The following is a 14071-nucleotide window of genomic DNA, read 5'->3' as shown; positions in this document are numbered from 1 at the left end:
GCACTGAACAGCCAAGAGTGGCCATGTTCTCACGAGTGTCGCGCAAGGCGGCGCTCACGCAAAGAATCCTTCAGCTGAACCCAACGTGGACGCAAAGAATCACGGATACACGTGGTGATGCTCACTCCGCTCAGCTGTGAAGCCCTCTGGACATATGCGCAGTACCATCGGATGATCATATGAGTGCGGTCGGCACCGGATGAGCGCCAGAGATCGACCACGTGAAGCATCCGGGTCGCGGCCCCCACGGGGCACAACAACAAAACCCTTCATTTAGGAGCAATCGTGGCGCGCGACATCGCGGCTCCCACTACGGTCCCCACCCAGCACAAGGAACTGATCTCGTGGGTCAACGAGATCGTCGAACTGACCCAGCCGGACAGCGTGGTCTGGTGTGACGGATCCGAAGCCGAATACGAGCGACTGAGCGAGGAGCTCGTCCTCAAGGGCACCTTCAAAAAGCTCGATCCGATCAAGCGCCCCAACTCGTACTACGCCGCTTCCGACCCGACCGATGTCGCGCGGGTCGAGGACCGGACGTTCATCTGCTCCGAGAAGGAGGAGGACGCGGGCCCGACCAACCACTGGAAGGCCCCCGCCGAGATGCGGGAGATCTTCGCCGGTGAGCAGGGCGTCTTCCGCGGCTCGATGAAGGGCCGGACGATGTACGTCGTCCCGTTCTGCATGGGCCCCCTCGGCTCGGACCTCTCCGCGATAGGCGTCGAGATCACCGACTCCGCCTACGTCGCTGTGTCCATGCGCACCATGACCCGCATGGGACAGCCGGTCCTCGAGGAGCTCGGCACCGACGGCTTCTTCGTGCGTGCCGTGCACACGCTCGGAGCGCCGCTGGCCGAGGGCGAGGCGGACGTGCCGTGGCCGTGCAACTCCACGAAGTACATCTCGCACTTCCCCGAGTCCCGCGAGATCTGGTCCTACGGCTCGGGCTACGGCGGCAACGCGCTGCTCGGCAAGAAGTGCTACGCCCTGCGCATCGCCTCCGTCATGGCGCGCGACGAGGGCTGGCTCGCCGAGCACATGCTGATCCTCAAGCTCACGCCGCCGCAGGGTGGGTCGAAGTACGTCGCCGCCGCCTTCCCGAGCGCCTGCGGCAAGACGAACCTCGCCATGCTGGAGCCCACGGTCTCCGGCTGGACCGTCGAGACGATCGGTGACGACATCGCGTGGATGCGGTTCGGCGAGGACGGCCAGCTGTACGCGATCAACCCCGAGGCCGGTTTCTTCGGCGTCGCGCCCGGCACCGGTGAGCACACCAACGCCAACGCGATGAAGACGCTGTGGGGCAACTCCGTCTTCACCAACGTCGCGCTGACCGACGACAACGACATCTGGTGGGAGGGCATGACGGAGGAGACTCCGGCCCACCTGACCGACTGGAAGGGCAACGACTGGACGCCGGAGTCCGGTACGCCCGCAGCGCACCCCAACGCCCGCTTCACCGTCCCCGCCTCGCAGTGCCCGATCATCGCGCCCGAGTGGGAGGACCCCAAGGGCGTGCCGATCTCGGCGATCCTCTTCGGCGGCCGTCGTGCCACCGCGGTCCCGCTGGTGACCGAGTCCTTCGACTGGAACCACGGTGTCTTCCTCGGGGCGAACGTCGCCTCCGAGAAGACCGCCGCCGCCGAGGGCAAGGTCGGCGAGCTGCGCCGCGACCCGTTCGCCATGCTGCCGTTCTGCGGCTACAACATGGGCGACTACATGGGTCACTGGATCGACGTCGCCAAGGACAAGGACCAGGCGAAGCTCCCGAAGATCTACTACGTGAACTGGTTCCGCAAGAACGACGCGGGCAAGTTCGTGTGGCCGGGCTTCGGTGAGAACAGCCGTGTCCTGAAGTGGATCGTGGACCGCCTGGACGGCCGTGCCGAGGGCGTCGAGACCCCGATCGGCATCCTGCCGGCCAAGGGCGCCCTCGACACCAAGGGTCTCGAACTGTCCGAGTCCGACCTGGACTTCCTCCTCACGGTCGACAAGGACGTGTGGCGGGAGGAGGCCGCGCTGGTGCCCGAGCACCTCAACACCTTCGGCGATCACACGCCGACGGAGCTGTGGGACGAGTACCGCGCGCTGGTGCAGCGCCTGGGCTAGGCCTGTCGTCAGCCCCAACCAAACTCCGCGGCCGGTCTGACTTGCCCTGACCTGCGACGTCATCACGACCGGCCGCGGTGATGTGGGCGCCGGGAGGTTCTCGCCCCCGCCGCCCCTACCCGTCCCATCCCTGGGGGCTGCGCCCCCAGACCCCCGCTGAAAAGATTGCGCCGTTCCCCGCGCCCCTTGACGGCCGGTGCCGCGCGCCCAGTGCTCCGTTGAAAAGATTGCGCTGTTCCCCGCGCCTCCTGACGGCCGGTGCCGCGGACGCTGTGAAATTCGCTGTCCCGTCGCCGGAGCACGCTGATAGACACTCGGCGTGGAAAAGACTCTGGAATTCCCTGCTCTGCTGCGGCTGATCGACGAACGGTCGGTCGCGTTCCGGGCCTTGGCCGGCGCCGCGCCCAGCCTTGAGGCGCAGGTGCCGACCTGCCCCGGGTGGACGCTGCTGGATCTGGTGCAGCACCTGGGCGGGGTGCACCGCAAGTGGGCCGACACCGTCGCCGCGGGGCCTGCCGACGCTCCCCCGGCCGAGACCACTTCGGAGTACGCCTCGGCCGCGCCCCGGGAGCGCGAGGCCCTGCTGGCCTGGTCGGCCGAGTCCACGGAGCGGTTGCTGAGCGCACTGCGGGACTCCGGCCCGGATCGCGGCTGCTGGACGTGGTGGGGCGGGTCGCAGTCGCCGCAGACCAGCGGTGCCGTCGCCCGGCACCAGGTCCAGGAGGCCGCGGTGCACACCTACGACGCCCAGACCGCCCTGGGTTCCCCGCAGCCGCTGCCGGACGAGGCGGCACTCGACGGTGTCGACGAGTTCCTGTCCACCTGCTGCGCGGGGCCGTACACCTGGCCGTACGAGCCCTGTGCCGTCGACTACCACGCCACCGAGGGCCGAGCCTGGCGCCTCTCGCTCTCCGCCGACGGCGTACGGGCCACCACGATGCCCGCCACAGCTGCCGGCGAGGACCCGGACGGGGCCGACGCCTGCCTCCGGGGCACGGCAAGTGAGCTGGTTCTGGTCTTGTACGGCCGTATTCCGGTGAACTCCCTGAAGGCCGACGGCGACCGACGTCACTTCGACCTCCTCATAGCCTGGGACCCGGATGCGTAGGACGTGACGGTCAACTGGTTGCTCGCGCGGTTCCCCGCGCCCCTTCAAGGGCGCGGGGAACCGCGCGGTCTTTTGGGCCGGCGGCGGGGGCGAACGTAATCCCGCTCCTCATTTCCGCCATCACCTCTGCCGCGCACCGCATTTCGCGGGACACTCGGGACATCCTGCAACGAACCCCCGAAACGAGGTGAGCGGGGTGCGGACACCCGTCAGTGACCCCATGAAGATCGGCCCGTACCGCATCGTGGGGCGGCTGGGCTCCGGTGGCATGGGATGGGTGTATCTCGGCCGTTCGCCGGCCGGACGCGAGGTCGCGGTGAAGGTGGTGCGGCCCGAGCTCGCGGCGGAGGGCGAGTTCAGAGAGCGCTTCGCGCGCGAGGTCGCGGCCGCGCGGGTGGTCAGCGGCGCGTACACCGCGGCCGTCATCGACGCCGACACCGAGGCCGACCTGCCCTGGCTGGCCACCATGTACGTGCCCGGACCGTCGCTCGCCGAAGCCGTCCGCACGGACGGCCCGCTCCCCGAGCCGCAGGTACGACGGCTCGGCGCGGGCCTGGTCGAGGCGCTCCAGGCCATCCACGCGGCCCGCGTGGTGCACCGGGACCTGAAACCGGCGAACGTGCTCCTCGCCTCCGACGGACCCCGCGTCATCGACTTCGGGATCTCCCGCGTCGACGGCGCCCCTGGACTCACCCAGGCCGGCATCGTGGTCGGCACCCCGCCGTTCATGTCCCCCGAGCAGATCAAGGGAGCACAGGCGGGCCCGCCGAGCGACGTCTTCTCCCTCGGCGGAGTCCTGGTGTACGCCCTCACGGGCCGCGCGCCGCACGGCAGCGGGGAGGCCGTGCGCTACCGGGTCGTCCTCGCCGCGCCCGAACTCGACGGCGTACCCGGGGGGATGCGGGAGCTGATCGCCCACTGTCTGGCCAAGCGGCCCGAAGACCGGCCCCAACTGGCCGAGCTGCTCGCCGAGTTGCTGGAACAGACCCCCAAGCCGGCGTCCTGGCCGCCACCCACCGTGGCCCACAGCATCAAGGTGCGCACCCATGAGCTGGCCAACCGCCGCAAGCAGGGCATCAGCGAGTCCGTGCCCTCCTGTCTGCTGCTGCACGCCCAGGCGCTGCTGGACGCCGGGTTGACCGACGCGATGGTCGCCGAGGCGGTGGGCCGTGGCGACGCCTGAGTCCGTTCCCAGCCGGGGGTCCCTCGGTGGACGGGGCCACGAGATCCTCGAAGTAGGAACGCACTGGCGGCAGTTGGTGCAGAACTGGGTCGGCCGGCGGAATTACCACACCGTGACCGACACCGTTTCCGTGTCCATGCAATTCGATCTCGAGGAAACGGGACGGATGGCCACGGTGAGATTCATGACCACCAAACGGCTGCTTGTCGCCTTTGCGACCGACGGCCATTATCTGCGCCAGGATCAACTGGCCGTCGCCGCGGCGGCGTCGAACGCGTGGAATACCGAACAACTGAATCCCATGCTGTCCGTGTGGGACGTACGAGGACCACGGCCCTGTCTCGCCGGGGTCTGTAATCTCCCGCTGACCTGCCGTATGACACAAGCGGATTTCGATGCTTTGGCCAGTGATTGGGTGGAACGGGCGCGACAGATGTTCATCCGCTGCCATCAGGTTTTCAAGTTGTAGAAGTGAAACCCGTCGTGTGCCCCGAACCCCTTCCGGGCGCACGCCGGTTGCCCCCACTATGGGCGAGTGCCTTTCAAGGCCACGGGGGTGTGCCTTTAGGCCACGGGGGGTTGCCCATGCGACGTTCGCTGTGTCTCACGGTGCTTTTCGGAATGGCGGTCGCGATGGCTTCCGCGGGGGCGGTGGCGGCGGCCGACGACTTGTGCGGCGACACCTTCAAGGAGCGGCTCCAATGCTGGTCCAAGTCGATCGACAAGGGTGCCGTCCATGTCACGCTCGACAGCCAGGTGCAGTTCGACGGCAGTGTGCGGGACCGCCAGGACCGCAGGAACGCCGAGAGCACCGTGTGGAACAAGCGCGACAACCTCGTCGTCGAGGTGCCGGCGGGCGCGTGGACCGGTGAGGGCGGAACGGTGCTGCTCCTACTGGCGAAGACCGGCTGGGTGGCCGAGAACGCACAGATCGCCAAGCTGCCGCCCGAGGCAGTGAAGGATCTGCAGAGCGTCAACGCCTGCCCCAAGACCCTGAAGAATCCCAAGGACCTGTGCACCCGGCTCGCCACCGGCCCGCTCCCGGGCAGTGAACTCATCGCCGCGAACCCGGGCACCTACCGGCCCCTCCACGCGTACTCCATCGCCGCCGAAGACGGCAACCGCAACGGAAACGGCAACGGCCACGGCCCCTCCTCGCCCCCGGCGTCCACCAAGCCCCCCTCCTCCTCGCCACCCGGCGACACCACCTCCCACAAGGGCTTCGACGCCGCCACCCAGATCCTCGCCGGCCTGTGCGTCGTGCTCGTCCTCCTGCTCGCCGCCCTCCTGTTCCTGATCCGCCGCTCCTCCCGCGCGGTGGGCACCCTGTCCCGCCGCGCGCTCGCCGCTCCGGGCGTCGGCGCCGTGCCCGTCGCCGCCGCGCGCACCCATGCGCCCGACGAGACGACCACCCGCCTCAGGGTGACGCCGACACCCCGGTACGGGCGGCGGGTCGGCAACGTACCGGGGCCGGCGCGCTCCGCCGTCGTACGCACCGAACTGCACCCGCAGGGCTATGTCGAGCTGGACCGCGTGCTGTACCGGGCGGTGTGGGCGGAGCCCGGGCGGCCGCCACCGGCTCCCGGCGGACTCGTCGACGTCACCGACGCGCGCGAGCGGGACTCCGACGTCCTGTACGCGTTCCCGCCGACCACCGGACGGCACGCCAAAGGCACCCGGCCCTGAGCCCCGAGACGCCCTGAACTGCCCTGAGACCAGGAGAAACAGAGATGCACAGCGAATACCCGCCCACGCTGCCGGCGGAGTACGCCGACATCGAGTTCGAGAACAACGCGCAGCGTCTGCCGCTCGTGCTCTGTCTCGACACGTCGAGCTCCATGGCGGGACAGCCCATCCAGACGCTCAACAACGCGCTGATGGAGTGGACCCGGGAGCTGCACGACGACGTCAGCCTCAGCTACAGCGTCGAGGTCGCCGTGGTCACCTTCGGCGGCCAGGGCGTCGTCGCCTGGCGCGGACCCCAACTCCTCGCCCCGCGCGCCCCGGTGAGCCCCTTCGTGCCCGCGCACACCTTCCAGCCGCCGCAGCTGACCGCCGCCGGCGTGACGCTGATGACGGAGGCGCTGGAGCTGTCGATGCACATCGTCGCGGCCCGCAAGGCCGAGCTGCGCGCCTCCGGACTCCAGTACTACCGGCCGCAGATCTGCCTGGTCACCGATGGCCTGCCGACCGACGGAACCGGCCATCTCACCGACTCCTGGCACCGGTTGATCCCGGTCCTCGCCGACGAGCAGCGCGCCCGCCGCTTCCGGCTGTACGCGATAGGCGTCGGCGGCATCACCGACATGGGCGAACAGGTACTCCAGGCGTTCGCCCCGAAGTTCAACGCCCGGTTGCAGGGATTCCCGTTCCGCGAGCTGCTCCAGATGATGTCCGCGAGCGCGAACGCCGAGCAGAAGGGCGCGGGCGACGAGGTCTTCGAGAAGATCTTCAGCCAGTTCAAGACCCAGCGCCCGGCCTGGGAATCCTGACCGATGGCCGGAGCGGAGAAGCTGGAGTCACCGTGGCGGATCCACGGCATGAGCGTCGAGGGCTATCGCCACCGCCGCCAGGGACTGCCCTGCCAGGACGCCTGCGCGTACACGGCGTCGCCGTCCGTGGCGGTCCTCGCGGTGGCGGACGGGGCGGGCAGCAGGCCGCGTTCCGAGGAGGGTTCGCGGCTCGCGGTGGAGCTGGCCGCGGAGCACTTCGCCCGCCGGGCGGCCGCCGCGGCGGACTGCCATCCCGGTGAGGCCGTGCACGAGCTGCTCGAAGACGCCTTCCACGACGTCAGCAAGGTGTTCCTGGACCGGACCGGGGCCGACGCCGCGGACTTCGCGACCACGCTCACCGTCGTGGTGCTCGCCCCGGGCTGGCTGGGCCATCTCACCGTGGGCGACGGCTTCGTCGTACTCCGGGCGGGGGTGGAGGACGGGGAGCGGCAGTTCCATCTGCTGCCGCAGACGCGGGCGGCCAGCGAGTACAGCAACGAGACGGTCTTCCTCACCTCGACGGACGCGGCCCGCTGGATACACACCGACTGTGTGTCCGACGACGGGATCGACGGGGTGCTGCTGTCCACCGACGGACTCGTGCAGGCCGCGCTCAACCGTGCCGCGCCCACCCCCGCCGGGGGAGGCGCGCTGTCCCCGAACACCTCCTTCGTCGACGCCGTGTTCCGTTCCCTCGACGCTCCCGGACCCGTGACCGACAACGCCCACGAGGGTCTCGCGACCCTGCTGAGGTCGGACCGCCTCACCGCCCTGAACGCCGACGACAAGACCCTGCTGCGGGCCGTGCGCAAGGCGCGGCCATGAGCGGCCTCACGGTGTTCCTGGACGGCAAGCCCGTCACCCTCGCGGAGCTTCCGCTCAAGGGCGGCGGTCAGGCGGCCGTCTTCCCGGTCGTCGGCGACGAGACGATCGTCGTCAAGCTCTACCGCGAACCGCCGGGCCTCGAACAGGAGCGGCGGCTGATGCGGATGCTGACCATGTCACCGCTGGCCGCCCGCCCCACCGACGTCTCCCAGCCGCCCGAACTGGCCTGGCCCACCGCCATCGCCCGCGGCCCGCAGGGGGAGTTCCTCGGCTACGCCATGCGCCGCTTCGGCGAACCCGACCACGTCCAGCTGATCGGCCTGTTCACCCGCGCCCAGCGCCTCAAGCTCTTCGCCGACCGGGCCGACTGGCGCTTCCTGCTCGGCGTCGCCTGGAACCTCGCGTTCATGACCGCCCGTATGCACTACGACAACCTCGTCATCGGCGACTTCTCCAGCAGCAACGTGGTGGTCGACGCCAACGGCTTCGTCACCTTCCTCGACTGCGACTCGATCGCCTTCAACGATCCGGTGTCCGGGGAACTCTTCCCCTGTCTGATGCACACCACCGACTACTCGTCCCCCGAGCGCCAGGCCGGCGGCCCCGCCACCCGCGCCACCGACGACTTCGCCCTCGCCGTCCTCGTCTACCAGCTGCTGACCGCGGGCAACCACCCTTTCGGCGGCGTCCCGCACGACAGCGCCTCCGAGTCGACCGTCAAGGACAACATCGCCGCCAGCTGCTCCTACGTCGTCCGCCCCGAGCGGGTCGTCATCCCGCGCGGCACCATCGACCCCTCCGTGCTGCCCCCCGAACTCCTCACCCTGGCCCGCGCCGCCTTCGGCCCCGGCGTGCACGCCCCCGCCGCCCGCCCCCCGGCGGAGGCCTGGCTGCGCGCCCTCAACAAGGAGCGCTCCCTCGTACGGGTCTGCCAGAACCGCCCGCTGCACGCGTACGGCTCCCATCTGACGTCCTGCCCGTGGTGCACGCGGGCGGCGGTGACGGGGCACGACGTGTTCAACGGGCCGGTACCGGTGCCCGTGCCGGACGCGCCGCCGCAGGGGACGACGGGCGGGGCGTGGCCCAAGGCGCTGAAGGTCGCCGTGCTGATCGCGGTGGTGGTGATCCTGGTGATCATCGGGGTCCACGGGGGCGGGGGCTGAGCCGCTACTGCGACCGTCCCCGGTCCTCCAGATACCGCGTGTGCGACTCCTGCCGCCGCGCCTCGGTCTCCCGCAGCGAGACGGCCAGCCGGTCCGACTCCTCGTGCAGCAGGGCGAGTTGGCGCTCCAGATGGCGCTCCGGCGGCTCGGTGCCGGGGGCCAGCCGGGTCCACCACCTCGTCCGTACGAAGGTGTCGACGGCCTCCGGAATGTCCTGCCGTACGGCACGGGACAGCGTGTGCACGCCCTCCGGGTCCTGGGCGAGCACCTCGGCGACCCAGCCGGGATCCAGCAGGGCGGCGACGAGTCCGGTCAGCTCGATGAGCCGGCCGCCGGCCGCCGGGGGCAGTTCGACGCCGCTCAGATACTCCCGCAGCTTGCCGAAGTCGACGCGCAGTTGCTCCAGTTGGGCCGACGGGTCCGGGAAGTCCGGCAGCGGCGGGCGCTCCGGCGGGGCGATCAGGGCGCCCGCGCCGTACAGTCCGGCGACGACGACGGGCCAGTACGCGCCCGCGACCCCCGTGAAGGTCAGCGCGAGGCCGACGAGCCCGCAGGCGCTGCCGGTGAGGTTCTTGCGGGATTCGAGATACCTCAGCGGGCTCTTACTGGTAGCCACGGATCTCCTCGAAGGCGCCGTCGAGCGAGCCCTTCTGGGCGTCGAAGAGACGGCCGCCGGTCAGGTCGGCGATGTGCTGGAGCTCGCCGCGGTCGGAGTCGCCGAACAGGATCGGGAAGACGGGTATCTCCCGCCGACCGCCCGGCAGCCGGTCGTAGAAGTCGTCGAACGCGGCCGGCTTCGCACCCGAGGTGTTCTCGCCGTCCGTCATCAGCACGATCGACGTGAACGTGTCGTCGTCGGCGCCCAGATGCTCGTACGCCTTCTCCAGTGACGTATAGATCGCGGTGCCGCCGTCGGCGCTCAGCGCGCGGGTGTCCTCGCGGATGCCGTCCAGTCCGGACTTCGGGTCCTCGGGCCGCACCACATGCGTGCGGACGCTCTTGACCGTCGAGCCGAACGGCATCAGCGTCACCTCCTCGCGGTCGCGGAAGTCGCCCGTCAGATCGCTGAGCGCCTTCTTCAGCCGGCTGAGACGGTCGCCGCCCATCGAGCCCGAGGTGTCGAGAACGTATACGGTCCTGGACGGCCGGCGGAGCTTGTTCTCGTACGAGTCGAGGAGCCGGTCGGCGACGGATCGGCTGCCGGGGAAGGGGAGTTCGCGGCGCCTTCCCGTGTCGAGGCCCGCCGCCGGAGGCACCGAGGCGACGACCGGGCGGCGATGCGTGTCACGGGTGATCTCGCCCTGCGCCTTCGGCGTCCGCAGGGCCTCGGTGAGGCGGCGGACGGTCTCGCGGGTGGCCTTCGACGACGACGCGAGGGAGGACAGCGGATAGTCGGCGGTCACGACGCCGTCGCGGGGCCGGATCACCGTCAGGCCCTTCATGCCCTTGAGGACCGACTCGTAGTTGAGCAGTGCGTCCACCGTGCCGCGACGCTCGTACGCCGTCGCCAGCCAGCCCGAGGACCCCGACGTCAGCTTCTGCCCCTTGAAGAACTCCCGCAGCTTCGGTGTCGCCTTGTCCACGTCCGCGTCGGTGAGCGCCGACTGGGCGCCGGACAGGCCCGAGGCCACCGAGACCAGCGTGGAGAAGCCGGAGTTGGAGCGGGCCGGATCGGTCATGCCGTACGTCAGTCTCCCGTCCGCCACCGCCTGCTCCACCTGGGACCAGGTGACGTCGTCCGGCTTCCAGCCCAGTGCGCCCACGGTCGCCGGCTTGACCCCGATGGCCACCGGGCTCGACATCACCGGCGTCTCGGACACGACCTTCTTCGCCGCGTCGGGGCGCAGATGCAGGTAGTCGTTGGACGACAGCCACAGCGCGTCGTACGCGCCGTCCGCCTTGCCCTGCGCGAGCAGGTCCACGGCGGCGAGGGTGCCGATGTAGGTGGGCTTGACCGTGATGCCGGTGTCCTTGTGGATCTGGTCCAACACCGGCTTCATGTCGCTGAGTTCGCTGGAGGCGAGGATGCGGAGGGTGCCCGGTTCGGGAGCGGCGGTGCCCTCGGACTTCTTCTCTTCCTGTGCCGTGCACGCCGTGACGGCGAGCAGCGCCACGACGGCGCATGCCGTACGTCGTCTCATGTGAGCCCGCCTTCCAGGGCCCCCTGCGACCGGCTGCGCTCCAAGTACGCGCTCGCGTGCTGGAGTTCCGCGGTCAGGGACTCCACCGTGGTCGCCATGACCTCGGTCGCCTGGACCTTGTACGTGTCGATCGCGTCGAGGGTGCGGTAGATCTGCTGGAAGGCGGTGCGGAGGGTCTCGGCGCCGACGGCCGGGTCGGCGGCGATGCGCTGGATCTCGCCGCTCTGCGTGGCGAGCATCTCGGCGTTGCCGCGGATGAGGTCCTCCGTGGTGCCGCGCAGGGCGTTGACCTGGTCGACGACCTTGCGCTGGTTGTCGAGGGCGGAGGCAAGCATGACCGAGATGCGCAGGGCCGAGACCGTGGTGGTGGCGGCGCGGTCGACGCCCTTGATGAGCTCTTCGTTGTTGCGCCGGACCACGTCCATGGCCAGGTAGCCCTGGGCGCAGACGGCGAGCTGGGTGAGCAGGTCCTGGTGCTTCTGGCGGACGGGGAACAGGACGTCGGCGCGGAGGGTGTCGCCCTGGGAGGGGTCGACGGACTCCGTGGTGGCGATGTGCTCCTCGACCGCCATGTCCAGGGCCTGGGTCAGGACGACGTACTCCTGGAGCTTGCCCATCGTCTCCCAGAGCCGGACGCGCTCGGTCTGGAGCGCCGCGTTGTCCCGGCGCAACTCGTCCTGGCCGCCACGCAGGGAGCCCACGATCTTGTTCAACGTGCCTTGCGCCGAGGCGTACTTGGCGACGTGGTCGCGCAGCTTGTTGCCGCCGGGCAGCCTGGACAGGAACTTCCGCCCCTTGCTCGCGGGCAGGTCGCGCGGGTCCAGGTCCTCGACCACACGGCGGAGTTCGACGAGCGAGCCCGCGACCTGCGACTGGGCGTCCTCGCCCGTGGCGGGCAGGCTGCGGATCGTCCGCTCCAGCATGCGGTTGGACTGGGCGGCGGCGCCCCGCATCTCGCTCGCGCCCAGGCCCGCGATCTCCCCGACCTTGCCGGCGAATTCGGGCGAGCGGGCGTCGACGGAGGCGAGCCCGCCGACGTACTCGGCGGCGCGCCGCGCCATGTCGTCCCGCAGGGCCGGGTCGACCGGGACGAGCCCGCCGGCCTTCTCACGGGGCACGGCGGCGACGGCCTCGGGCGGCGTGAGGGTGAAGGTGTCTTCGGTTGTCACGTGCTGTTCCCCCTAGTTCCCGGCCCGGCGCGCCATCTCGTGCAGCACCTTGGAGGCGGGCACGGGCGCCTGCCGGACGCCGGTCAGCTTCTGGTTGAGATAGGCGGTGTGGCCGGCGGTCGCCGCCGTGAACTCGGCGGTCGCACCCTGCGGCCGGAACCCGTGCTGGACGGCGAGCCTGCGCAACGTCGGGTCGCTGCTGAGGAGTTCACCCAGCGCGCGGCCCTGAGGTGTGAGCGGTACGACGGTGTGGTCGCTGTTGGCCGTGGTGTCCGGGTAGAGGACGGTGAGGTCGCCGGTGTCCTGGCCCTCGGCGAGCAGCGCGGCGACCTGCGACTCGTAGACGAGGACGAGCGGGTTGCCCGCCCCGCTGATGAAGTCGCGGAACTCCGCGTCCGTGCTGGTCTGCTGGGCCCCCTGGACGCTGACGAGCTTGCGCATGAGGGGCGCGGTGCGCTCGACGGCGGCGGTGTCCGCGGCCACGCGTCCGCCGTCGGCGACGTACGAGGCGGCGGCGAGGTAGAGGGCGCCCGAGTTGGAGGTGTCCGGGTCGGTGGTGGCGATGTAGAGGGTGCCGGTCAACTCGCCGTGCCGGCCGGCCCCCTTGAGCTGCTGCCACGTCCGGTCGTGCCGGGCCGCGTCGAGGTAGGCGGCCATCTTCAGCGTGCCGGTGTTCCGTTCGAGGGTGGCGAGACCGTTGGCGGCGAGTACCTGGGCCGCGCTGCGATGAGCCACGACAACGAGCGGCGAGTAGAAGGGCCGGGGGAGGGGCTGCCGTACGTGGTACTTGTCGGCGAGCTCGTCGGCCGGCGCCTGGCTGGACGGGAAGGCGAAGTCGTAGCCCTTGAGGTCGAGCCCCTCCATGGCCCAGGACCCGGAGGTCTCCGTCTTCACGGTGTAGCCCTTGGCAGCGAGGGCCTTCACCACGTCGGGATCGGCGAAGAACTCCGCCTTCTCCGATCCGATCACTCCTTGCACGGTCTTCGTTGCCGTGCCCTTGTCCTGACCATCGCGGCCTGCGACAACGGCTGCTACCACGCCGCCGATCAGCAGGACCGCCAGGACGATCCCTGCGATTCGTCTCACGCCTGGAGCGTGCACCTCGGAATCCAACGTTCCCCGTCTCCGGGGGTGAACACGGGGTGACCACCGAGTCCCGGTACGCAACCGGAACCCGGGGGTCCCACTCCGTTCCATGGGGCTGCGGACGGCAGGGCGACCGCGGACAAGAGGGCAGCCCGGCGGCGCCCGGAAGCCGGGGTCAAGGAGAGCCCCCTGGTCAAGCGAACGCAGTGTTGTGGCACCCGGTCCGCGCGACGCTGTGGGTGCGCGCGGACCGAGGCCGTACGGGGGAGCCGTGGGCTCGGGGAGCCCGGGGGCTCAGTGGGACGCGAGTGCGCGGGAGCCGGCGGCGGACGCGTGGGCGTCCATCTGTTCGGCAGCCAGAATCGCGGCCGCCGTGTCCGCGCGGGACGCCGCGACGACGAGGGCGCGGCCGGCGAGGGCGTGTGCGCGCTGGTGGAGAGTCACGAGCTGCGGCTCGTGGGCGGCGGCCGAGGCGCGGACCGGGGTGACGCCCTCCCGCAGCCGGGCCACCTGCTGCGCGAGCCGCTCGGCGGCCGTGTCCAGCGCGGGGGAGGGCGCGAGTGAGCGGATCTCGTCCGTCACGGCGAGCAGCGCCGCGAGGTGGCCGGCGAGCTGGATGTCCAGCTCCTCCTCGCGCGACCGGTGGGGGAAGTCGGAGGGGGCGGTGCCGGCCATCGTGTGGACCGACTTGGTGCGGATCGGTTCGTACATGGGATGGCCTCCTGTGCTGACAGGAAACCATCCTAGCTTAGATTTCGTCTAAAGTTGAGCCTGGTCGCAGAACTGGGCGTCCCG

13 protein-coding genes are annotated in these 14071 nt (G+C 70.3%); 8 read left to right on the top strand and 5 right to left on the bottom strand.

Going from position 1 to position 14071, the window contains the following annotated elements:
- The first annotated feature begins 285 nt into the window (after positions 1-285).
- The 8 genes from OIC96_RS17245 (at position 286) to OIC96_RS17210 (ending at position 8880) form a co-directional block, all read left to right on the top strand.
- Positions 286-2109 (top strand): phosphoenolpyruvate carboxykinase (GTP), encoded by a 1824-nt coding sequence (locus tag OIC96_RS17245; RefSeq protein ID WP_330306975.1) that lies wholly within the window; start codon positions 286-288, stop codon positions 2107-2109.
- Positions 2110-2428: 319 nt separating this feature from the next.
- A complete protein-coding gene (locus tag OIC96_RS17240) occupies positions 2429-3217 on the top strand; it encodes a maleylpyruvate isomerase family mycothiol-dependent enzyme (protein WP_330306976.1) in 789 nt (262 codons plus the stop codon).
- Between the two features lie 196 nt (positions 3218-3413).
- Complete coding sequence (locus OIC96_RS17235; RefSeq protein WP_330306977.1) at positions 3414-4400, top strand: serine/threonine-protein kinase; 987 nt, start codon at positions 3414-3416, stop codon at positions 4398-4400.
- A 112-nt stretch (positions 4401-4512) separates the two neighbouring features.
- Positions 4513-4869: a hypothetical protein gene (locus OIC96_RS17230; RefSeq protein ID WP_330306978.1), complete on the top strand. Its 357-nt coding sequence runs from the start codon at positions 4513-4515 to the stop codon at positions 4867-4869.
- A gap of 116 nt (positions 4870-4985) precedes the next feature.
- Positions 4986-6086, top strand: a complete 1101-nt coding sequence (locus OIC96_RS17225; protein ID WP_330306979.1) for a hypothetical protein — start codon at positions 4986-4988, stop codon at positions 6084-6086.
- Positions 6087-6130: 44 nt separating this feature from the next.
- A complete protein-coding gene (locus OIC96_RS17220; RefSeq protein WP_330306980.1) occupies positions 6131-6892 on the top strand; it encodes a vWA domain-containing protein in 762 nt (253 codons plus the stop codon).
- 3 nt (positions 6893-6895) lie between these two features.
- Positions 6896-7717, top strand: coding sequence for a PP2C family serine/threonine-protein phosphatase (locus OIC96_RS17215; protein ID WP_330306981.1), 822 nt, complete (start codon positions 6896-6898; stop codon positions 7715-7717).
- A complete protein-coding gene (locus OIC96_RS17210) occupies positions 7714-8880 on the top strand; it encodes a hypothetical protein (protein ID WP_330306982.1) in 1167 nt (388 codons plus the stop codon). Before OIC96_RS17215 ends, OIC96_RS17210 begins: the two co-directional genes overlap by 4 nt.
- A gap of 4 nt (positions 8881-8884) precedes the next feature.
- Here the strand turns inward: OIC96_RS17210 and OIC96_RS17205 are convergent, their stop codons facing one another.
- The 5 genes from OIC96_RS17205 to OIC96_RS17185 form a co-directional block, all read right to left on the bottom strand.
- Positions 8885-9496: a hypothetical protein gene (locus OIC96_RS17205; RefSeq protein WP_330306983.1), complete on the bottom strand. Its 612-nt coding sequence runs from the start codon at positions 9494-9496 to the stop codon at positions 8885-8887.
- Positions 9483-11021 (bottom strand): vWA domain-containing protein, encoded by a 1539-nt coding sequence (locus tag OIC96_RS17200; protein WP_330306984.1) that lies wholly within the window; start codon positions 11019-11021, stop codon positions 9483-9485. The genes OIC96_RS17205 and OIC96_RS17200 overlap by 14 nt, the downstream gene beginning before the upstream one ends.
- Positions 11018-12190, bottom strand: coding sequence for a toxic anion resistance protein (locus tag OIC96_RS17195; protein WP_330306985.1), 1173 nt, complete (start codon positions 12188-12190; stop codon positions 11018-11020). The genes OIC96_RS17200 and OIC96_RS17195 overlap by 4 nt, the downstream gene beginning before the upstream one ends.
- A 12-nt stretch (positions 12191-12202) precedes the next feature.
- On the bottom strand, positions 12203-13276 hold the full coding sequence (locus OIC96_RS17190) for a substrate-binding domain-containing protein (RefSeq protein ID WP_330306986.1): 1074 nt from the start codon (positions 13274-13276) through the stop codon (positions 12203-12205).
- 294 nt (positions 13277-13570) lie between these two features.
- The gene (locus OIC96_RS17185; RefSeq protein ID WP_330306987.1) at positions 13571-13987 is read right to left on the bottom strand and encodes an SCO4983 family protein; all 417 of its coding nucleotides are present in this window, start codon (positions 13985-13987) and stop codon (positions 13571-13573) included.
- Positions 13988-14071 lie beyond the last annotated feature (84 nt).

The organism is Streptomyces sp. NBC_00775 (genome assembly GCF_036347135.1).
Lineage (GTDB): Bacteria > Actinomycetota > Actinomycetes > Streptomycetales > Streptomycetaceae > Streptomyces > Streptomyces lutosisoli.
Note: the sequence above shows the minus strand (reverse complement) of the source record. Positions and strands in the feature narration are given on the sequence as shown.

Bases quoted from the DNA above. Each gene is read 5' to 3' on its own strand.
- OIC96_RS17225 (WP_330306979.1), top strand. From the start codon at position 4,986: ATGCGACGTTCGCTGTGTCTCACGGTGCTTTTCGGAATGGCGGTCGCG.
- OIC96_RS17215 (WP_330306981.1), top strand. From the start codon at position 6,896: ATGGCCGGAGCGGAGAAGCTGGAGTCACCGTGGCGGATCCACGGCATG.
- OIC96_RS17210 (WP_330306982.1), top strand. From the start codon at position 7,714: ATGAGCGGCCTCACGGTGTTCCTGGACGGCAAGCCCGTCACCCTCGCG.
- OIC96_RS17220 (WP_330306980.1), top strand. From the start codon at position 6,131: ATGCACAGCGAATACCCGCCCACGCTGCCGGCGGAGTACGCCGACATC.
- OIC96_RS17200 (WP_330306984.1), bottom strand. From the start codon at position 11,021: ATGAGACGACGTACGGCATGCGCCGTCGTGGCGCTGCTCGCCGTCACG.
- OIC96_RS17185 (WP_330306987.1), bottom strand. From the start codon at position 13,987: ATGTACGAACCGATCCGCACCAAGTCGGTCCACACGATGGCCGGCACC.